Source organism: Caballeronia sp. BR00000012568055 (assembly GCF_029439455.1).
Lineage (GTDB): Bacteria > Pseudomonadota > Gammaproteobacteria > Burkholderiales > Burkholderiaceae > Caballeronia.
Window position 1 is genome coordinate 24,387 of record NZ_JAQFVG010000245.1, and the last position, 19,827, is coordinate 44,213.

The 19,827-nt window shown below is 59.9% G+C and carries 21 protein-coding genes; 11 read left to right on the top strand and 10 right to left on the bottom strand.

Going from position 1 to position 19,827, the window contains the following annotated elements; all coding sequences use genetic code 11:
* Nucleotides 1-12 precede the first annotated feature (12 nt).
* The 9 genes from P7F28_RS12615 to P7F28_RS12655 all read left to right on the top strand — a co-directional run bounded on the left by P7F28_RS12615 (nucleotide 13) and on the right by P7F28_RS12655 (nucleotide 7,967).
* Nucleotides 13-1,512 carry an NADH-quinone oxidoreductase subunit M gene (locus P7F28_RS12615; RefSeq protein WP_277184822.1) on the top strand — a complete coding sequence of 500 codons (1,500 nt, stop codon included), beginning with the start codon at nucleotides 13-15 and terminating at the stop codon, nucleotides 1,510-1,512.
* A 25-nt stretch (nucleotides 1,513-1,537) separates the two neighbouring features.
* Nucleotides 1,538-3,010: an NADH-quinone oxidoreductase subunit NuoN gene (gene nuoN / locus P7F28_RS12620; protein WP_277184823.1), complete on the top strand. Its 1,473-nt coding sequence runs from the start codon at nucleotides 1,538-1,540 to the stop codon at nucleotides 3,008-3,010.
* Nucleotides 3,010-3,330, top strand: a complete 321-nt coding sequence (locus P7F28_RS12625) for a DUF2818 family protein (protein WP_277184824.1) — start codon at nucleotides 3,010-3,012, stop codon at nucleotides 3,328-3,330. Before nuoN ends, P7F28_RS12625 begins: the two co-directional genes overlap by 1 nt.
* A 50-nt stretch (nucleotides 3,331-3,380) precedes the next feature.
* A complete protein-coding gene (locus P7F28_RS12630; protein ID WP_277184825.1) occupies nucleotides 3,381-3,965 on the top strand; it encodes an NUDIX domain-containing protein in 585 nt (194 codons plus the stop codon).
* A 276-nt stretch (nucleotides 3,966-4,241) separates the two neighbouring features.
* Complete coding sequence (locus P7F28_RS12635; protein ID WP_277184826.1) at nucleotides 4,242-4,709, top strand: DUF1178 family protein; 468 nt, start codon at nucleotides 4,242-4,244, stop codon at nucleotides 4,707-4,709.
* Between the two features lie 52 nt (nucleotides 4,710-4,761).
* A complete protein-coding gene (locus tag P7F28_RS12640; RefSeq protein WP_277184827.1) occupies nucleotides 4,762-5,958 on the top strand; it encodes an acyl-CoA dehydrogenase family protein in 1,197 nt (398 codons plus the stop codon).
* A gap of 10 nt (nucleotides 5,959-5,968) precedes the next feature.
* Nucleotides 5,969-7,054, top strand: a complete 1,086-nt coding sequence (locus P7F28_RS12645; RefSeq protein WP_277184828.1) for an acyl-CoA dehydrogenase family protein — start codon at nucleotides 5,969-5,971, stop codon at nucleotides 7,052-7,054.
* On the top strand, nucleotides 7,051-7,509 hold the full coding sequence (locus P7F28_RS12650) for a MaoC family dehydratase (protein WP_277184829.1): 459 nt from the start codon (nucleotides 7,051-7,053) through the stop codon (nucleotides 7,507-7,509). The genes P7F28_RS12645 and P7F28_RS12650 overlap by 4 nt, the downstream gene beginning before the upstream one ends.
* On the top strand, nucleotides 7,506-7,967 hold the full coding sequence (locus P7F28_RS12655; RefSeq protein ID WP_277184830.1) for a MaoC family dehydratase: 462 nt from the start codon (nucleotides 7,506-7,508) through the stop codon (nucleotides 7,965-7,967). Before P7F28_RS12650 ends, P7F28_RS12655 begins: the two co-directional genes overlap by 4 nt.
* On the opposite strand, the gene P7F28_RS12660 is transcribed toward P7F28_RS12655, so the two are convergent.
* The 6 genes from P7F28_RS12660 to P7F28_RS12685 all read right to left on the bottom strand — a co-directional run bounded on the left by P7F28_RS12660 (nucleotide 7,948) and on the right by P7F28_RS12685 (nucleotide 13,591).
* Nucleotides 7,948-9,177: an acyl-CoA dehydrogenase family protein gene (locus tag P7F28_RS12660; RefSeq protein ID WP_277184831.1), complete on the bottom strand. Its 1,230-nt coding sequence runs from the start codon at nucleotides 9,175-9,177 to the stop codon at nucleotides 7,948-7,950. The two genes, P7F28_RS12655 and P7F28_RS12660, sit on opposite strands and share 20 nt — an antisense overlap.
* A 12-nt stretch (nucleotides 9,178-9,189) precedes the next feature.
* Nucleotides 9,190-10,260 carry a phosphotransferase gene (locus tag P7F28_RS12665; protein ID WP_277184832.1) on the bottom strand — a complete coding sequence of 357 codons (1,071 nt, stop codon included), beginning with the start codon at nucleotides 10,258-10,260 and terminating at the stop codon, nucleotides 9,190-9,192.
* 26 nt (nucleotides 10,261-10,286) lie between these two features.
* Complete coding sequence (locus P7F28_RS12670) at nucleotides 10,287-11,012, bottom strand: histidine phosphatase family protein (protein WP_277184833.1); 726 nt, start codon at nucleotides 11,010-11,012, stop codon at nucleotides 10,287-10,289.
* 4 nt (nucleotides 11,013-11,016) lie between these two features.
* Nucleotides 11,017-11,805, bottom strand: a complete 789-nt coding sequence (locus P7F28_RS12675) for an oxepin-CoA hydrolase, alternative type (RefSeq protein WP_277184834.1) — start codon at nucleotides 11,803-11,805, stop codon at nucleotides 11,017-11,019.
* A 63-nt stretch (nucleotides 11,806-11,868) separates the two neighbouring features.
* The gene (locus P7F28_RS12680) at nucleotides 11,869-13,050 is read right to left on the bottom strand and encodes a pyridoxal phosphate-dependent aminotransferase (protein WP_277184835.1); all 1,182 of its coding nucleotides are present in this window, start codon (nucleotides 13,048-13,050) and stop codon (nucleotides 11,869-11,871) included.
* Nucleotides 13,051-13,090: 40 nt separating this feature from the next.
* The gene (locus P7F28_RS12685; protein WP_277184836.1) at nucleotides 13,091-13,591 is read right to left on the bottom strand and encodes a putative toxin-antitoxin system toxin component, PIN family; all 501 of its coding nucleotides are present in this window, start codon (nucleotides 13,589-13,591) and stop codon (nucleotides 13,091-13,093) included.
* Between the two features lie 56 nt (nucleotides 13,592-13,647).
* Between P7F28_RS12685 and yaaA the strand changes: the two genes are divergently transcribed.
* Together yaaA and P7F28_RS12695 are read left to right on the top strand one after the other, a co-directional pair.
* The gene (yaaA, locus tag P7F28_RS12690; protein WP_277184837.1) at nucleotides 13,648-14,427 is read left to right on the top strand and encodes a peroxide stress protein YaaA; all 780 of its coding nucleotides are present in this window, start codon (nucleotides 13,648-13,650) and stop codon (nucleotides 14,425-14,427) included.
* Between the two features lie 34 nt (nucleotides 14,428-14,461).
* Nucleotides 14,462-15,613 (top strand): M14-type cytosolic carboxypeptidase, encoded by a 1,152-nt coding sequence (locus P7F28_RS12695; RefSeq protein ID WP_277184842.1) that lies wholly within the window; start codon nucleotides 14,462-14,464, stop codon nucleotides 15,611-15,613.
* A gap of 43 nt (nucleotides 15,614-15,656) precedes the next feature.
* Here the strand turns inward: P7F28_RS12695 and P7F28_RS12700 are convergent, their stop codons facing one another.
* The 4 genes from P7F28_RS12700 to P7F28_RS12715 all read right to left on the bottom strand — a co-directional run bounded on the left by P7F28_RS12700 (nucleotide 15,657) and on the right by P7F28_RS12715 (nucleotide 19,524).
* Nucleotides 15,657-16,232, bottom strand: coding sequence for a BspC domain-containing protein (locus P7F28_RS12700; RefSeq protein ID WP_277184838.1), 576 nt, complete (start codon nucleotides 16,230-16,232; stop codon nucleotides 15,657-15,659).
* A gap of 124 nt (nucleotides 16,233-16,356) precedes the next feature.
* Nucleotides 16,357-17,031 carry an energy-coupling factor ABC transporter permease gene (locus P7F28_RS12705; protein WP_277184843.1) on the bottom strand — a complete coding sequence of 225 codons (675 nt, stop codon included), beginning with the start codon at nucleotides 17,029-17,031 and terminating at the stop codon, nucleotides 16,357-16,359.
* A 68-nt stretch (nucleotides 17,032-17,099) separates the two neighbouring features.
* Nucleotides 17,100-18,113, bottom strand: a complete 1,014-nt coding sequence (locus P7F28_RS12710; RefSeq protein ID WP_277184839.1) for a response regulator transcription factor — start codon at nucleotides 18,111-18,113, stop codon at nucleotides 17,100-17,102.
* 196 nt (nucleotides 18,114-18,309) lie between these two features.
* Nucleotides 18,310-19,524 (bottom strand): DUF2863 family protein, encoded by a 1,215-nt coding sequence (locus tag P7F28_RS12715; protein ID WP_277184840.1) that lies wholly within the window; start codon nucleotides 19,522-19,524, stop codon nucleotides 18,310-18,312.
* Between the last annotated feature and the right edge of the window lie 303 nt (nucleotides 19,525-19,827).

A 19,827-nucleotide genomic window follows, 5' to 3' on the forward strand; every position in this document is an offset into this window, starting at 1 on the left:
GGCGAGGGACCCATGCATTCATTTCCGATTCTTAGCGTCGCGATCTGGCTGCCGATCGTTTTCGGCCTGCTGGTCCTCGCAGTTGGCAACGACCGCAATCCGGCGCCCGCGCGCTGGGTCGCGCTGATCGGCTCGGTGCTCGGGCTGATCGTCACGATTCCGCTCATCACCGGCTTCGATACCTCGACGGCCGCGCTGCAGTTCGTCGAACAAACGACTTGGATCGAGCGCTTCAACATCACGTATCACCTGGGCGTTGACGGCCTGTCGATGTGGTTCGTCGTGCTGACCGCGCTGATCACGGTGATCGTCGTGATCGCCGGTTGGGAAGTGATCACCGAGCGCGTGTCGCAGTACATGGCCGCGTTCCTGATCCTCTCGGGCATCATGATCGGCGTGTTCTCGACGGCGGACGGCCTGCTGTTCTATGTGTTTTTCGAAGCCACGCTCATTCCGATGTACATCATCATCGGCGTGTGGGGCGGACCAAACCGTGTGTACGCGGCGTTCAAGTTCTTCCTGTACACGCTGGCCGGCTCGTTGTTGATGCTGGTCGCGCTGCTGTACCTGTACACACAGACGCAGACGTTCGATCTCGCCACGTGGCACGCCGCGAAGATCGGCATGACGCCGCAGGTGTTGCTATTCATCGCGTTCTTCCTGGCTTTCGCCGTGAAGGTGCCGATGTTCCCGGTCCACACCTGGCTGCCTGACGCCCACGTCGAAGCACCGACGGGCGGCTCCGTCGTGCTGGCCGCGATCATGCTGAAGCTCGGCGCGTACGGTTTCCTGCGCTTCTCGCTGCCGATCGCACCGGACGCGAGCCATTTCCTCGCGCCCGTGGTTATCACGCTGTCGCTGATCGCGGTGATCTACATCGGTCTGGTCGCGATGGTGCAGGCCGATATGAAGAAGCTCGTCGCGTATTCGTCGATTGCGCACATGGGCTTCGTCACGCTCGGCTTCTTCATGTTCGGACCGTCGAGCCAGCTCGGCATGGAAGGCGCGATCATTCAGATGATCTCGCACGGCTTCGTGTCGGGCGCGATGTTCCTGTCCATCGGCGTGTTGTATGACCGCGTCCACTCGCGTCAGATCTCGGATTACGGCGGTGTGGTCAATGTCATGCCGAAGTTCGCCGCGTTCGTGATGCTGTTCGCGATGGCCAACTGCGGCTTGCCGGGCACCTCCGGTTTCGTCGGCGAATTCATGGTGATTCTCGCGGCCGTGAAGTACAACTTCTGGATTGCGTTCCTCGCCACGTTCACGCTGATTCTCGGCGCGGCTTACACATTGTGGATGTACAAGCGCGTGTACTTCGGTGCGATCGCGAACGACCACGTCGCCAAGCTCACCGACATCAACAAGCGTGAGATGTTCATGCTCGTGGTGCTGGCAGCCTTCACGCTTTACATGGGCCTGTATCCGAAGCCCTTCACCGATGTGATGCACGCGTCGGTGGCAAACCTGCTCTCCCACGTCGCGCAGTCCAAGCTGCCGCTGGCTCAGTAACGCCGTGCGGAGGAACTAAAAGATCATGCAAAACGCCCCTATGAGTATGTTGTGGCCCGACGCGATTCTGATGGCTGCGGTCGTCATCGCCTGGCTGAATGACACGGTTTTCGGCCCGAAGAGCCGCGGCACCACGTATCTGATCGCGGTCGTTTCGACGATTGTGGTCGGTGTGTGGTTCGCCTTCACCGCGCTCAATCCGACGCCGGGTTACTTCTTCACGCGCATGTATGTCGTCGATCCGTTCGCGAGCGCGATGAAAGCGGTGGTGTGTCTCGGCTACGCGGTGTCGATCATTTACTCGCGCAAGTATCTGGAAGACCGCGATCTGTTCCGTGGCGACTTCTTCCTGCTGGGCCTGTTCTCGCTGCTCGGCCAGTGCGTGATGATCTCGGGCAACAACTTCCTCACGCTGTATCTCGGCCTCGAACTGATGTCGCTGTCGCTGTATGCGGTGATCGCGCTGCGTAAGGATGCGCCGCAGTCGAACGAATCGGCGATGAAGTACTACGTGCTCGGCGCGCTCGCATCCGGTTTCCTGCTCTACGGCATTTCGATGCTGTACGGCGCGACCGGTTCGCTCGAACTGAACGAAGTGCTGAAGGTGGTGGCATCGGGTCGTATCAACGACGCGGTGTTGCTGTTCGGCGTGATCTTTATCGTCGCCGGCGTGGCGTTCAAGATGGGCGCGGTGCCGTTCCATATGTGGGTGCCTGACGTCTACCAAGGCGCGCCGACGGCCATGACGCTGCTCACCGGTGGTGGCCCGAAGGTCGCGGCGTTCGCGTGGGGCCTGCGTTTCCTCGTGATGGGCCTGCTGCCGTTCGCGGTGGACTGGCAGGAGATGCTGGTGATTTTGGCGGCGCTGTCGCTGATCGTCGGCAATATCACGGGTATCGTGCAGAAGAACATCAAGCGGATGCTGGCTTACTCGGCCATCTCCAACATGGGCTTCGTGCTGCTCGGCCTGCTCGCGGGCGTGGTCGATGGCAAGGTGAACAGCGCGGCCGGCGCATACGGTTCGGCCATGTTCTACAGCATCGTCTATCTGGTGACGACGCTTGGCAGCTTCGGTGTGGTCATGCTGCTCGCGCGCCGTGACTTCGAAGCCGAAATGATCGATGACTTCAAGGGCCTGAATCAGCGCAGCCCGGTGTTCGCCTTCGTCATGATGATCATGATGTTCTCGCTCGCCGGCATTCCGCCGACGGTCGGCTTCTACGCGAAGCTCGCTGTGCTCGAAGCAACGATGAACGCCGGTTTGACGTGGCTCGCTGTGCTGGCCGTGCTGACGTCGCTGGTGGGCGCGTTCTACTACCTGCGTATCGTCAAGCTGATGTATTTCGATGCACCGCAAGACACGTCGCCGATCGTCGCGGGCGGGCTGAATCGGTCGCTGCTGACGTTCAATGGTCTGGCCGTGCTGGTGCTCGGTCTGGTGCCGGGTCCGCTGATGTCGGCTTGCCTGACGGCGATCACGCATACGCTGCCGCTGTAATGTCGGCTGCGGGTTGGTTTATCGTGCTGTTGGCGTTCGTGTGCGCCAACCTGCCGTTCGTGAATCAGCGTCTTTTTGGCGTCGTGCCCGTGCCGCTTCCGGCGGCGACGGGGCGCAAAGCGCCGAAGAAGAGTGCGTGGATTCGTATCGGCGAGCTTATCGTTCTGTATTTCGCGGTCGGCGCGCTCGGCTTCATGCTGGAAGCGCGCGCCGGCAACCGCTTCGATCAGGAATGGCAGTTCTATGCCATCACCTTCAGTCTTTTCGTGGTGTTCGCTTTTCCGGGCTTCACGTACCAATACCTCGTCAAACGCCGCTGACGGCCACGCGCCGTTCGCGGCTTTTTTGCTCACAAGGCAAAGGGCTCAAAATGGCAGATCACACTTTTCCTGATCACGATGACGGCCTTCTGGAAAAGAAGGTCGAAAGCGTGACGCTTCACACCGGGAAATTCCTCACGCTCAAGTGCGATACCGTCGAGTTGCCGGACGGCAAGCACGCGACGCGCGAATTCGTCGAGCATCCCGGCGCGGTCATGATTCTCCCCATGTTCGATGATGGACGCGTGCTGCTCGAACGTCAGTTTCGATATCCGGTCGGGAAGGTGCTGCTCGAATTTCCGGCAGGCAAGCTCGATCCGAACGAAGATGAGCTGACGTGCGCGAAACGTGAGTTGCAGGAAGAGACTGGTTATACGGCACGCGAGTGGACTTTTTTGACGCGGATCCATCCGGTGATTTCTTACTCGACCGAGTTCATTGACCTTTATCTGGCGCGCGGTCTCACCGCCGGCGATGCCAAACTCGACGAAGGCGAATTCCTCGAAACGTTCATCGCGGATGAGAAGCAACTGATGGACTGGGTGAAAGACGGCAGCATCAGCGATGTGAAGACGATCATCGGCGTCTTCTGGCTGGAGAAGCTGCGGTCGGGGGAGTGGAAGGCGGGCGAGTAACTTGGTTGCTGGCTCGGCCGAATGGCGCTTCAGGCTTTGGCCGGAGCGCCATTTTTTGTGGGGAAGATGCTTCCAAGTACCGCTTTCAGGTACAAAAATACCGGAAACCGGTACGGCCACGTCATAGGCCGAACGGGTAGGTCGAGGCATCAACGAATTCAACCAGTTAGAATCGAGATTCGGTTATCGGCCATGTACGAGTGGCGCGGGATAGATCATTCCGCACGATCGTTCACAAAGCGCCTTTTTGAGATAAACTTCAAGAAATCCATCAGCATGAAGGTCCTCGATTTAAAGTGCTCGCACGAACATCGCTTTGAAGGATGGTTCGCATCGACTGAAGAGTTCGAGTCGCAGTTGTCGCGCCATTTGGTCGCGTGTCCGGTGTGTTCGGTGACGGATGTGAGCCGTGTGCCGTCCGCACCGCGGCTGAATCTGACATCGGCGCGTGGCGAGGCGGAGCCGCTTCCGCAAATGCAATCGCAGTCGCAAATGCAACCGCAGTCGCAGGAAGCCGAGTCGATGCAAGCGCAGGCGATACACGCCATTCGCGAGTTGATCGAGAAGACCGAGAACGTGGGCGAGCGGTTTGCCGAAGAGGCGCGGCGCATCCACTATAACGAAGCGCCCGCGCGCAATATTCGCGGCGTCACGACGCCCGAAGATGCGCACGCCTTGCTGGAAGAAGGGATCGATGTGATGCCGTTGCCTGTTCCGGCCGCACTGAAAGAGCCGCTGCAGTAGTCACTGCGCGGCATCTCCGGTTGCCGGTTCGGGCCATCAGGAGACACCGCGCATGGACCTGAGTTTTTCCCCTGCGGACGACGCCTTTCGCGCCGACATCCGCGCCTGGCTCGATGCCAGTCTGCCGCGCACGCTGCGCGACCAAGTCCTCAATCACAAACGTCTCGATCGCGATGACTACGCGAGTTGGCACAAGCTGCTCGGCGCGCGCGGCTGGTCCGCGCCTGCGTGGCCGAAGGAATTCGGCGGGCCGGGCTGGGACGTGACGCAGCGACATATCTGGGACGAGGAGTGCACGCGCGCCGGCGCGCCCGCCGTGCTGCCGTTCGGTGTATCGATGGTCGCGCCTGTGCTGATGAAATACGGCACCGACGCGCAAAAGGCGCGCTTTCTGCCGCGCATTCTCGATGGCACCGACTGGTGGTGCCAGGGCTACTCCGAACCCGGCGCAGGCTCCGATCTCGCTTCGTTGCGTACGCGTGCCGAACGCGATGGCGACCACTACGTCGTCAATGGTCAAAAGACGTGGACCACGCTCGGCCAGCACGCCGACATGATCTTCTGCCTCGTACGCACCGATCCGCACGCCAAGAAACAGGAAGGCATCTCGTTCCTGCTGATCGATATGAAATCGCCGGGTATCACCGTTCGGCCGATCATCACGCTCGACGAAGATCACGAGGTCAACGAGATTTTTTTCGATGATGTGCGCGTGCCCATCGGCAATCTCGTCGGCGAGGAAAATCGCGGGTGGACGCTTGCGAAGTATTTGCTTGGGCACGAGCGCACGAATATCGCACGTGTCGGGCAATCGAAGCGCGAACTGCTTTTTCTCAAGCGGCTGGCGATGAATCGCATGAAGCACGGCAAGCCGTTGCTGCACGATCCGCTATTCGGCGCGAAAGTCGCATCGGTCGAAATCGAATTGATGGCGCTCGAAGTCACCGTGCAGCGCGTGATCGCGAGCGAGGCGGACGGGAAGGGGCCGGGGCCGGAAGCATCGATGTTGAAGATCAAAGGCACCGAAGTGCAGCAGGCGCTGACCGAATTGATGTTCGATGCCATCGGTCCGCAAGCCGCCGCGTTCGATCCCGCGTTTCTCGAAGGCGAGCGCGCCACCAGCCTCACCGGCGACGACGATGCCGCGCCGCTCGCCGCGCTGTACTTCAACTTCCGCAAGACATCGATTTATGGCGGTTCGAACGAGATACAGAAGAACATCATCGCGCAGATGATTCTCGGACTGTGAGGAACGGCGCATGAACTTCAATTTCACCGATGAACAGCAGCAGTTCCGCGATGCGCTGCGCCGTTATCTCGACCGCGAATACACGTTCGATGCGCGGCAGAAAATCGTCGCGTCCCAGCAGGGCGTCGATGCGAAGCACTGGAGCGCGTTCGCTGAACTTGGGCTTCTTGCATTGCCGGTGCCGGAAGCGCAGGGCGGCTTCGATGGTGGTCCGGTCGATATGCTCGTGGTCATGCAGGAGTTGGGCCGTGCGCTCGTCGTCGAGCCGTATTGGGCGACGGTAGTAGGAATCGAGGCGTTAAAGATTGCTTCGTATGACGAAGGATTGATGGAGCGCGCGGCGCGTGGCGAATTGCGCTTATCCGTCGCGTTCAATGAGCCACATTCGCGCTACGATTTGTTCGATATGCAAACTATCGCCAACGAAAACGGCAAACTCAATGGCATCAAATCGATGGTCCAGCACGGCGCGCAAGCCGATTACTGGATCGTGCCTGCACGTCACCACAACGAAGTGAAGCTATACCTCGTCGAACGCGATGAAAGTGTGATCACGGAATATCGCACAATCGACGGCCAGCGCGCCGCTACTTTGACCTTCCGCGATACATCGGCAACTCAAATAGCCGGCGCTGAAGCATTAGAAAAAGTCGCCGATTACGCGACGTTCTTGCTCTGCGCCGAAGCGTTAGGCGCGCTCGATGCGCTCAATCACGCGACCGTCGAATACACAAAGGCACGCCAGCAATTCGGCCAGCCGATCGCGCGTTTTCAGGCCTTGCAGCATCGCATGGTCGAGATGCTGATTCACGCGGAGCAGGCGCGCTCGATCACGTATCTCGCCGCCGCACGCTACACGAGCGACGATCCCGCAACGCGCGCCCGCGCCATTTCCGCTGCAAAAGCACGCGTCGGTCAGGCCGCGCGCTTCGTCGGTCAGCAAGCGATCCAGTTGCACGGCGGCATGGGCGTGACGAACGAAGTCGCGGCGGCGCACTGGTTCAAACGCCTGTCGATCGTCGAAAATACATTGGGCGATGTCGATCATCATCTGGCACGATTCGCGTCATTAACAAAAATGGAGACAAGCGAATGACCTACAGCTACGAAGACTTCAACACCGGAGACGCGGTGACCTTGAGCGCGCACACCTTCACGCGCGAGGAAATCATCGAATTCGCGCAGAAATACGATCCGCAGCCGTTCCATCTCTCGGAAGAAGCGGGCAAAGCTTCGCACTTCGGCGGACTCGTCGCGAGCGGCTGGAACACCTGTTCCGCGATGATGGGCATTCTCGTGCGCGACATGCTAGCCGATTCCACGTCGATGGGTTCGCCCGGTCTGGACAATATCCGCTGGCTCAAGCCCGTGCGCGTCGGCGATACCGTGCGGCTGACAGTGCGCGTGCTCGACAAGCGCGTATCGAAAAGCAAACCGGATCGTGGGATCGTCGCGACGCGCTGGGAAGCACATAATCAGGATGGCGAACTGGTTCTGACGGTGGATTCGAACGCGTTGTTCGGTCTGCGCGAACCGGGCGCACAGGCATGAGCGGCGCTGTATTGAAAAGCGCCGCCGATGTCTTCGCGGCAGCGGGCACAGCGCGCTACGTCAGCGAATGGACCACGATCGATCAGGCGCGCGTCAACCGTTTCGCCGATGCCACCGACGATCATCAATGGATTCATCTCGATGCCGAACGCGCGCAACGCGAATCGCCGTTTGGCGGGACGATCGCGCACGGCTTTCTCACGCTCTCGCTGGTGCCGATGTGGCTCGTTCAATGTGTCCCTTTGCAATCACGCATCAGCGTGAATTACGGCACGAATCGCGTGCGATTCATGTCGCCGGTGCGCGTGGGCACGCGGTTGCGGGCATTTTTCGAAATTGAAAAGGTATCCGAAATAGATGGCGCAGGCGTGCAGGTGACGTGGCTCGTCACCATCGCCGATGAAAGCGGGGAGAAGCCCGCCTGCATCGCCGAATTTATCACGCGCCATCACTTTTGAGGTACTTCGCCATTTCGAGCTTGGCGATGGCATTGCGATGCACTTCGTCCGGTCCATCGGCGAGGCGCAGCGTGCGCGCGCACGCGTAAGCGTAGGCGAGCGGGAAGTCGTCGCAGATGCCGCCTGCGCCGTGCGCCTGAATCGCCCAGTCGATCACCTGACACGCGACGTTTGGCGCCACGACCTTGATCATCGCGATCTCGCCGCGCGCGCCTTTATTGCCGACGGTGTCCATCATGTAAGCGGCTTTGAGCGTGAGCAGGCGCGCCTGCTCGATCAGAATGCGCGACTCCGCAATACGCTCCTGCGTCACGCCGTGCTGCGCGATCGGCTTGCCGAACGTAACGCGTGACATCGTACGTGTGGTCATGAGTTCGAGCGCGCGTTCCGCGAGTCCAATCAGCCGCATGCAATGGTGAATGCGGCCCGGCCCGAGTCGTCCTTGCGCGATCTCGAAACCGCGTCCTTCGCCGAGCAATATATTCGATGCCGGTACGCGCACGTTATCGAGCGTGATGTCCATATGGCCGTGCGGCGCGTCGTCATAACCGAACACGTTCAGCGGGCGATGCACCGTGACGCCCGCGCTGTCGGCGGGCACGAGGATCATCGATTGTTGCGCGTGTTTGGGCGCATCGGGATCGGTTTTTCCCATCACGATATACAGCTTGCAACGTGGATCGCCTGCGCCGGAGGACCACCATTTGTGGCCGTTGATGATGTAGCTGTCGCCATCGCGCGTGATGCTGCATCGAATATTCGTTGCATCCGATGAAGCCACTTCCGGCTCGGTCATTAGAATTGCTGAACGAATTTCGCCGAGCAGCAACGGTTCGAGCCACTGCGCTTTCTGCGCATCCGTGCCGTATCGCTCGATGGTTTCCATATTGCCGGTATCGGGCGCGTTGCAGTTGAAGACTTCGGGAGCCCACGGCACGCGTCCCATAATCTCGCACAGCGGCGCGTATTCGAGATTGCTCAAACCCGCGCCACGATCGGAGTCGGGCAGGAAGAGATTCCACAAGCCTTCTTCACGCGCTTTCGCCTTCAGCTTTTCGATCAACGCGGTTGGCACCCACGCGTTGCCCGCCGCGCGATTGGTCGCGATTTCGTCTGCGAATGCCTGCTCGTTCGGATAAATATGCGCATCGAAAAAGCTCAGCAACTTCTCGCGCAAGGTCTGCACTTTTGGCGTGTAATCGAAATCCATATGGTTTCCTTATTATCTGACGCGTTGAGCGTATTGCAAGGCAAGCTCGGCCATCGGGCGGGCGCGGCGTCCTGCATCGATGGCTTGCTCGCTTGCCGCGGTGCCATCGACCACGCGTTTCATGATGCCCTGAAGAATCGCCGCGATGCGGAACATGTTGTAGGCGAGATAGAAGTTCCAGTCGCCTTCGATCTCGAAGCCCGTGCGGTCGAGATAGCGCTGCACATAGGCAGTTTCATCGGGAATGCCGAGCGCTTTCCAATCCAGTCCGGCGATGCCGCGAAATTGCGACGGATCGACGTGCCAAGCCATGCAGTGATACGCGAAGTCCGCGAGTGGATCGCCGAGCGTGGAAAGTTCCCAATCCAGCACGGCGAGCACGCGCGGCTCGGTCGGATGAAAGATGAGATTGTCGAGCCGATAATCGCCGTGTACGACGCTCAGACGAACGCGTTTCGATGCTGGAATATGCCGTGGCAGCCACTCGATCAGGCGATTCATCGCATCGATCTTTTCGGTCTGCGAAGCGATATATTGCTTGCTCCATCGTCCGATTTGCCGCTCGAAGTAATTGCCCGATTTGCCGTAGTTCGATAGTCCCGCCGCTTCGACATCGACCGTATGCAAGGCGGCGATCACGCGATTGGTTTCGTCGTAGATCGCGGCGCGTTCGGCGGGCTTCATGCCGGGCAGCGACGGATCCCACAACACGCGGCCTTCGACATAGGACATCACGTAGAACGCGCGGCCGATCACGCTTTCGTCCTCGCACAGCGCGAGCATGTGCGCGACGGGAACATCGGTGGAAGCCAGTGCATCCATCACGCGATATTCACGTTCGATAGCATGCGCCGATGGCAAGAGCTTGTCTGCCGGACCCGGCTTCGCGCGCATCACATAACTGCGCGTCGGCGTGATGAGCTTGAATGTGGGATTCGACTGGCCGCCCGCAAATTGCTCTGTTTTCAGCGGACCTTTGAAGCTTTCGACGTGCTTTGAAAGCCACGCGGTGAGTGCATCGGCATCGAAGCGCTGACGTTCATTGACCTCGCGCGTACCTTCGAATGCAGAGAAATCGGTCATCGTCTCCTCCGTGATACTGCGCGGCGCTATTTATCGTCGTCGGCCTTGTAGCGCAGATATTGTGCGTAGAGCAGTTCCATCGTCGTGTTGCGCACGCCGGTGTGAAGCGGCGAGGGCGGCGAATGGTTGATCGCATGTACGACCCAGTCGCCGGGTTTGTCGCCGATATCGAGTGCGTTGATGCAGCCCGTCGCCTGCGACAGATGCCCGTAGAACGCGCGCCCGCCCGCCGTGATCGCATGCGATAGCAGCGCACGATTCACGCCACCGTGCAGCACAAGCAGCACCGTGTCCCACGTCGCATCCCCACGCAGACGCGCAACCGCAGGCAAGACGCGATCCAGCAATTCGCCGATACTCTCGCCGCCGAGAAACCGCGTGTCTTCGGGCACGACGCCATCGAACACGGAAAGGAACGCGCGCTCGACATCGCGCGTGGTCAGCTCTTTCAACTTGCCGCCGCGAATTTCCTGCCATTCTGGCCAGATTTCCGGTTCGATCGATTGACCGGTTTCCGCCAACACGCGCCGCGCGGTTTCGATCGTACGCGGCAAACCGCTGACGATCACGCGATCGAAATGCACGCGTTGGTCAGCAAATTCGCGTCCCGCCGCGCTCGCTTCGTCGCGTCCGCGCTCGTTGAGCGGCACGCTTTCCGGATCGATGGCGCGGCCGGTGTCGTCGAAATACGTGACGTCGCCGTGGCGCATCAGGAAGATGCGGCGGCGTTTGGGCAGTTCGTAGCGAGGCATGGCGCTATCGATAGTTGGGCTGACGTTTCTCGAGGAACGATGTAATGCCTTCGAGCGCATCGCCGTGATGCAGGGCATCGACGAAGCTATCGCGTTCCATGTCGAGATGCGCGGCAAGCGGTTGCACATCGGCTGCGTTGATCAGCGACTTGATGCGCGCCATGGCTTTGGGCGAAACCACGCCGAGATCGTCGGCCCAGGCGATGGCTGCATCGAGCGCAATGCCTTTTTTCGTCAGCCGATTCACCACGCCGACTTCATGCAGACGCACCGCGCCGATCGGCTTGGCTTCGAGCAGCACTTCGCTGGCGAGCGTGCGCGGCAACGCGCGCGACAGGAACCACGATGCGCCGCCGTCCGGCGTCAGGCCAACGCGTGCGTACGACATCACGAAGCGCGCGTCATCGGCGGCGACGATCAGATCGCACGCCAGCGCAAGCGAAAATCCTGCGCCCGCCGCCGCGCCTTCGACCGCCGCAATGATCGGCTTGGTCGATGAACGCAGCGCGCTGATCCATTCCGCCAGCAAGTCGATGCTTTGCGCCTGCACCAACTCGTCCATCGCGCGATTTTCCATCAGGCGATTCAGATTGCCGCCCGCGCAGAAGAAGTTATCCGCGCCGGTCAGCACGATGGCGCGTACGCTGCTGTCGCGTTCGGCCGTATTCAGCGCCTCAATGCCGGCGGCGTACATGTCGGGATGCAGCGCGTTACGCGCGCCGGGATTCGACAGTTTGAGCACGAGCGTGGTGTCGCTGCCCGCGGGACGATCTGTTAGCAATTCGGCGCTCATCTGAGCTCCTCGATGTGGGTAAGCGATAAAGCGAGCCGCGAGTGTCGATGCATGTCGATGCAATCAGAGTTTGGCAAGCCGCTCCAGCGCGAGTGCCAGCGTCTCTTCCTTCTTCGCGAAGCAGAAGCGCACCACGCCCGATTCATGGCTCTCGTGATAGAACGCGGACACTGGAATTGCCGCCACGCCGATTTCGCTCGTCAGCCATTGCGCGAATTCGGCTTCGGGCATGTCGCTGATCTTCGAATAATCGACGCACTGGAAATACGTGCCATCGCAAGGCAAGAGCGAAAAGCGCGTTTTCGACAAGCCTTCCCGGAAGAAGTCGCGCTTCTTCTGATAGAACGCGGGCAGATCGAGATACGGTCTCGGGTCTTGCAAATAATGCGCGAGGCCGACCTGCATCGGCGTATTGACGGTGAAGACGTTGAACTGATGCACCTTGCGGAATTCGTCCATCAACGCGGCGGGCGCGGCCACGTAGCCTACTTTCCAGCCCGTCACATGAAACGTCTTGCCGAAACTCGACACAACGAAACTGCGCTGCGCCAGTTCCGGATAACGCGACACGCTTTCGTGCGGCGCGCCGTCGTAGACCATGTGTTCGTAGACTTCGTCGGAGAGAATCAACACGTTGGTGCCGCGCACGATCTCCTCGAGCTTACGCATATCCTCCGCGCGCCACACGCGGCCGGTCGGATTGTGCGGCGTGTTGATCATCAGGAGGCGCGTTTTCGGCGTGATCGCGGCGGCGATCTTGTCGAAAGGCAGCGCGTAGTCCGGCGCTTCGAGCGAAACGAACACGGGCTTGCCGCCTGCCAATTCGATCGACGGCACGTAGCTGTCATACATCGGCTCGATCACGATGACTTCATCGCCCGGATGCACGCAGCAGAGCACGGCGGTGAGCAGCGCCTGCGTCGCGCCTGCGGTGACGGTGATTTCGCGGTCGGCGTCATAGGCGCGGCCGTAGAGCGCGTCGATCTTGCGCGCGATGGCCTGACGCAAGGGCGCGGCGCCGGCCATCGGTGGATATTGATTCGCGCCTTCGCGCATGGCGGAAGAAACAGCATCGACGATGCGCGGATCGCAATCGAAATCCGGGAAGCCCTGACCAAGATTCACCGCGCCTTTTTGCGCGGCGAGCGCGCTCATCACAGTGAAAATGGTCGTGCCGACATTCGGCAGACGCGACGGAAAGGACAACTCGAGCGGCGTTTGAGGCAAGTCGTGCGATGCGTTCATGATGGAAGTGGCGTTGTCTCTGTCGGATATTTTAAAAGCGTCAGTCGATGGCCGCAGTCGCGTTGATGTGCGTCTCGAAGGCGGCCACGAAGGGCTTCGGCTCGGCAATCTGGAATGCGAAGTCGCGCGCCACGCGCCGCGCGCATTTCAGCACGGCGCGATCTTTCGACACCAGCCACGCAGCCTGAGCGGCGTGCGCGAGTTCGAGGAATTTCTGATCGTCGCGGTCCTTGCACTTGGGCAGCGGGCGCTCGCTTTCGGGTGCTTCAGGCGCAACGAGCGTGGATAAACGCGCGACTTTCGACAGCGCTTCAGCTTTATCGATGTCATAGCGCGCAAATTGTGGGTAATCCAGCACGCGCGTGAGTTCGTTCAGACAGCGCGCATCGATCAGCGCTTCGAGCGTGCGCGCTTCCAGTGCGGCAAGAATGGGCCGCGTGGCCGGATCTTCGAACACGAGAATGTCGATCCACACGTTCGAATCCAGCACGACACGCAAGGGCAGGGATGAAGGCGCCAGCGGCGCGGCGGAATTGTCCATTCGATACAATCGGGGGTTTATGCCAATGATCGCCGGCAGCGACCCGGCGAGCCTCCATGATAATCGTTCTCTCGCCCGCGAAATCGCTCGACTACGAGACGCCGCCGCATATCAAGAAGCACACGCTGCCCGAATTCGTCGATGACGCCGCTGAATTGATCCACGGTTTGCGCGCACTTTCGCCGCAACAGATCGGCGGGATGATGGGCATTTCCGACCAGCTCGCCACGCTTAATTTTCAGCGCTACGCCGAATGGTCGAAGCAATTCGACGCGGACAACTCCAAGCAAGCCGTGCTCGCCTTCAACGGCGATGTCTACGAAGGCTTCGCGGCCAAATCGCTTTCTTCCGCCGATCTCGACTTCGCGCAGAACCATGTGCGCGTGCTGTCCGGCTTGTATGGCTTGCTGCGACCGCTCGATTTGCTGCAGGCGTATCGGCTGGAAATGGGCACGAAGTTTCCGAACGCGCGCGGCAAGGACTTGTACGCGTTCTGGGGCGAGCGCATCACGACGGCGCTCAACGTGCAGTTGAAGAAACAGCGCGGCGCGCGCGTGCTGGTGAATTGCGCGTCGTCGGAATATTTCAAGTCGGTCAAGCCGAAGCTGCTGAGTGCGCCGGTCATCTCGCCCGTGTTCGAGGACTGGAAGGGCGGGCGCTACAAGATCATCAGCTTCCATGCGAAACGCGCGCGCGGAATGATGGCGCGTTACGCGGTGCAGAATCGCATCGACGAGCCGGAAGCGCTCAAGGGTTTCGACAGTGAAGGGTATAAGTTCGACGCGAAGGCATCGAACGATACGACGTATGTGTTTCGCCGCCGCATCGCCGAATAAGTGCGATGCCAGGCAGTTCAGCAAGGAAGCGATGATGAGCATTTCCATTTCCAGCAATTTCGACGCAGGCGCAATCGAAGTCGTCAAGGCCGACGATCCCGCCGATATCCGTTTGCGCGTGCGCGCCGACAGCCACGCCGATTTCGCGCAGTGGTTCTACTTCCGCGTCTCGGGCGCGCGCGGCGAGCGGCTCGTGATGACTTTCGAAAACGCCGCGCAGTGCGCGTTTCCCGAAGGCTGGCGTGACTATCAGGCGGTCGCGAGCTATGACCGCGTCAACTGGTTCCGCGTGCGGACTTCATACGATGGCCGCGTGATGACCATCGATCACGAGCCGGACTTCGATCGCATTTATTACGCGTACTTCGAGCCGTACAGCGAGGAACGTCATTCGGAGTTTCTGGGCGCGGTTCAGCAGATGCCGCACGCCGCGCTGACCGAACTCGGCAGAACGGTGCAAGGCCGCCCGATGTCGCTGCTCACGCTCGGTTTGCCCGACGACGAACGCGAAGCGCCGAAGAAAAACATTTGGATCATCGCGCGTCAGCATCCGGGCGAAACGATGGCCGAATGGTTCGTCGAAGGTCTGGTCAAGCGCCTGGCGGGCTGGGGCGATTGGTCGGGCGATCCGGTGGCGCGCGCGCTGTTCGATCGCGCGGTGTTTCATATCGTGCCGAATATGAATCCGGACGGCAGCGTGCTCGGCAATCTGCGCACCAATGCGGCGGGCGCGAATCTGAATCGCGAATGGATGGAACCGGGCGCGGAACGCAGCCCCGAAGTGCTCGTCGTGCGCGACGCGATCCGCGAGATCGGTTGCGACATGTTCTTCGATATCCACGGCGATGAAGCCATTCCGTACGTGTTCGTCGCGGGATCGGAAATGCTGCCGGGCTTTACCGAGAAGCAGGCGAAGGAGCAGAAGGCCTTCGTCGAATTCTTCAAGCAGGCGAGCCCGGACTTTCAGGACGTGCACGGTTACGAGTCGAGCAAGTATCAGACGGATGCGCTGAAGCTCGCTTCGAAGTACATCGGCAATGAGTACAAGTGCTTGTCGCTGACGCTGGAAATGCCGTTCAAGGACAACGCCAATCTCGCCGATGAGCGCGTGGGCTGGAACGGCGAGCGCAGCGCGTCACTCGGCGCGGCGATGTTGCAGGCGATTCTCTGGCAACTGCAATCGTAATGTTTCGATGAGCGAAAGGGCGTGGTCTTCACGCCCTTGGCTTTCAGTGCTTCTTCTTGGTCGTTGTCGATTTCTTCGCCGTGCTCTTCGTCTTGCCGCCTGACGACGACTTACCCTTCACGCCGTGCTTGGTCTTCGTGCTGCGCGATGCTGTTCCGTGCGCTTGCGGACGCAGCGGCGGCACCGGATCGTTCCAGCCGAACGCGAGCATCTGACTGCCGACATAGCCGCAGCGGAATTTCAGTGGCGTGGGATCGCGATCACCGCTCTTCGGCATGCCCTGACCTTCGACGGTCACGACGTTATCGACCTTGATACGCTGCTTCTTGTCGTCGAACGAATCGTTCCACGGCTCGATGGTGAAGTGCGACGGATCGAACGATGAAGCAGGAAACTCGACGTGATCGAAAGCTGTAGACGTGCTGGCAACGAAGCTGCCGTGCGCGGCGCAATCCGCAGCAAGCGGATTGGCATTGAAATCGGTGACGAAGTGGTGAATCAGTTCATTGCGCTCGTCGAGCGTATCGGCAAAGGCGGACGCGGCGCATGCAAGCGACACGCATACCGCCAACCGGCCGACGAGCCGCAGGAGCCGGCGCGGTGCGAAGGTACTTTCCATCAGGTCTGGCGCTAAGAAGACACGGGCAAGTAAGATGCCGCGCAGTGGGAAGGAGTTCAATCTTATCGCACTTTATGCGCGATTCGCCGCTTGAGTCGGGCCAGTGGCGCCGTGTTCGAAATGCTCAGACGCGTGGACCGCGATCCAGCCGATAACGGCGCACGTCGTGAGTCGTGATCCAGGCCGGCTTGTACACAGCGATGAGGATGGTCAGAAGTCCGGTGAATAACGCCTCGCCCGCACCGAGCAGAATCGAGCCGCGCATGAAGGCGGGGGGAATGGCGACTTGCCCGTTTGCAAGCGTCATCTCCAGCAAAACCGTCGAGCCGCACGCAGCGGCAACCGCCGCGCCCGAAGTGATGAAGCCGTGACCCAGAATAAACGTGAACAGATTGCGGGGCAGCCACGCGTGCGACATGCGTTGCAGCAGCGTCGAAACCGTGACAGGTAAAGCGCCGAACAGCAGCCAGGTCGTCGCCACCGAAAGCCAGGAAGCGTCCAGCACGACCGCTGCGAGTCCCGTGGTCGCGGCCGTGCCGATCAAGGCGAGCCGCCAGTCGAATAACGTGACCATGAGCGTCGCGCCCAGCAGGTGAATCACGGGACCGTCATCGAACCATGCGTTGCACGCCCACAAAACCGTAATCGCGACGATGATGCCAAGCCAGACATGTTGGAGCGTGGCATCCTGCAGACGCCCGAACGGGCGCCGTAGCAATACGAGCGCAAGTAGCCCCACGGCAACGATCCAACTGCCGACGGACAGCCATAGCGGTAGTGGTGTGTAGAAGAACCCCATACCTTGCATATTACTCGTTGCGCGTGAATCGTGTGCGCAAACCACGGCCCCGTTTTCGCCGTTTGTTGCTAGAACGGTGAGTCAGGCTGGGCCGCCAGCGGTAACGATGTCGAGTTATGTGGATTGAGTAACGAGTAGTGCGGCTGATCTATAGGTAACGGGATAATGTTCGTTCCCGTAGCGTGAGCCGGTTCAGAGGGGTCGATGTGCTTGTTCGCAGGCGTGTCTTCGCGGGCTTTCTCCGCCGCCGTTGCGGGTTCATTCTCACGTTCAGGTTCTTCAACTGGAGTAATGACCGCGGCGATTGCTGGCGCAGCAACGCCATCACCTCCCGTTTCGCTTTCTGGCTGCTCAACAGGTGCAATAGGTTCAACAGGCTCGACACTGGCGCGATCCACTTCAACACTGTTGCTGCGCAGAACTTCCAGATGCGACGCCTGGACGCCGTTGTAGATCGCCACCGCAGCGGCGCGATTCGTGGCGCCAAGCTGTTGGAAGATACCTGTAAGATGGATTTTCACGGTGCCTTCGCTGATGCCCAGCATCCTGGCGATCATCTTGTTCGTGCTGCCCATATGGACACAACGCATGATCTGTTGCTGCCGCGGCGACAAGCTCAGTTCCTTGCGAATGCGTCGCAAAACCGTTGCCTTATCCTGCGAACGGCGAAGCATGGATTCGCGCCCAAGCTCGGCGTCGAAAATTTCCGACGGGATGTAATGTCCGCCGATCATCACCATTTCGAATGCACGAAGTACGAGAATCGGGTCAAGCGCGCGCGGGATGATGCCCATTGCGCCGGCGGCCAGCAGCATGAGCACCTGTGCGGCGGTGGGCCGATCGATCATGATGGCAGCAGGCACCTCCGGCATTGTGCTCAAAAGCGCCTGCAGTTCCATGGGACGCATCCCTGGCGTCCAGTCGATCACGATCATGTCCGGCTTGTCTCCGCGTCCATGCAACTCGGGTTGAGGCGGCCATTCGATCGATTCGTAAAACTGCGCCTGACGGGCGACACGACGCAGCAAAGTCTTCAAACCTGCGCGGCGCTCCGCATTCGGACCCATAACGTTGATTTTCATGCTTTTATGCCTTTGTTTTACCAATCCGACGTATTTGGTCGGAGCTCGGCGCCAACGATGTGTCAGCGACAGAGGCAATATTGACAAACTTCAGGCGATTGCGCCCCCTATCCGGATGGTATAAGCCAAATGACACAAAACCTCGTGATCCCACGAGGTTTTTTGTTTGCTTCGGCGAGTAAATAACTGCTCGTTGTCAGTGAAAATGCGGTTGTGCAGGCTCTGCGTCCTCGGGCATTTCCGCATGCACGATTTCTCCGAGCGGATCGGCATAAAGCGGCACGCCACAGTCATCGCAGAACTCGGGTTCGAATCGACCCGCATGACGACGCACTTCGGTCACGCCAGCCTTCTTGAGCAGCTCGACGATTTCTTCGACCGGCCCGTTCGCGCCTTCGAGTTCTGCGTCGTCTTCTTCCATGCCGAGTTCGCCGTTTTCGCGCCCATATAGCGGCCAAACGACGCCGTAAATGACATCGTTGCTTCCCCGGCGCGTAAAACCAATCCGATATTCATCGATACGGCGCTCGCCGAAACCCGCAATGACTGCGCGCAATTCCTGCGGAGCCGTGCCGAGCGTATCGAAGAGATAGCGGACGGCGGTGCGCACGGTATGCGGACGAACTTGCTCATCAGCATCACGACAGGCCGAATAGTAGGCATCTGGCAGCAAACATTCGAACTCGCAGCCTGGAAGCATCGAAGCGAAGCTGGGGCCACCCTGCGCCGACCATTGTTCGAGACACTGACTACGCTCCGCACGGCTGCCGTTGTCATCCTCCTGCCAGCGGAAAAACGCAGCGCCTTCCGGCACGACGACCATGGCGAGCAGGAAACGGGGATCGGCCAGAATCGGCGAGGTTTCAGGCAGGTCGGACAAGTTGAGCCGTGCTGTGGCACCGCCGAGCGCCGTTTGCATGAGCTGCTGCGCCAGGCGCGCGGTATCGACGTGGTGACGCGGCAATTGGTCGATGCTATAGAGATAGGGCGCGACGGCTACTTGCGCGCCTGCCGCGAGCACGTGCGCTTGCAGTTGCGTGCGCAGCGCATCGATCGTGTCGCCTTTGAGCGTGCCGGATGGAATCGCATAACGCGTCCACGCAAGCACGGGTGCCGCGATCAGCAGTGCTTCGTGTGCAACACCGTCGATTTCGGTTCGGAACGATTCGCTGTGCGTTTCGGCCATATCGGCGAGCGCGCCATAGGCATCGGGATGATTCTGTTGAAGGTGATCTAACGCAGCATCAAGCGTAGTTTGATTGCCGTTGCGCACGAGTTTGGCGATAAGCGTGTCGAGGCGAGCTTCCCAGAAGCGATCTTCGACACGGCTGCCCGACGCAAAAAGCGCGAGAGAGAGGCTGACGAGCTTGTCGGCATCCGGGGGAATACGTTTTGCGATTCGCGAGCGCATATATGAGTACAAGAAAAATTGGGGCAATGAGCTTTCGATTGTAGTCGCTTGGCCGTCCATTAAACCGTGTCGCGCCGCGTCCACAATGCGCTTGGCCATTTGGCTGATGCCGCGATGAGGGAGCATGTTTATCTGTCGCTGAAATTTTCTCGGTAACCCCCTTGCATGTAAGGCGTGCGGCCACTAGAATTCCGTTCCTTCGCGATTCAACGAACGCGAAGGAAGCGGGAACAGGATGTTTTGCTGGGGCGGTTCAGACGGGTGGTTTGAGTCTTGAAACGCAGTCGATACGTGAAGATAGTT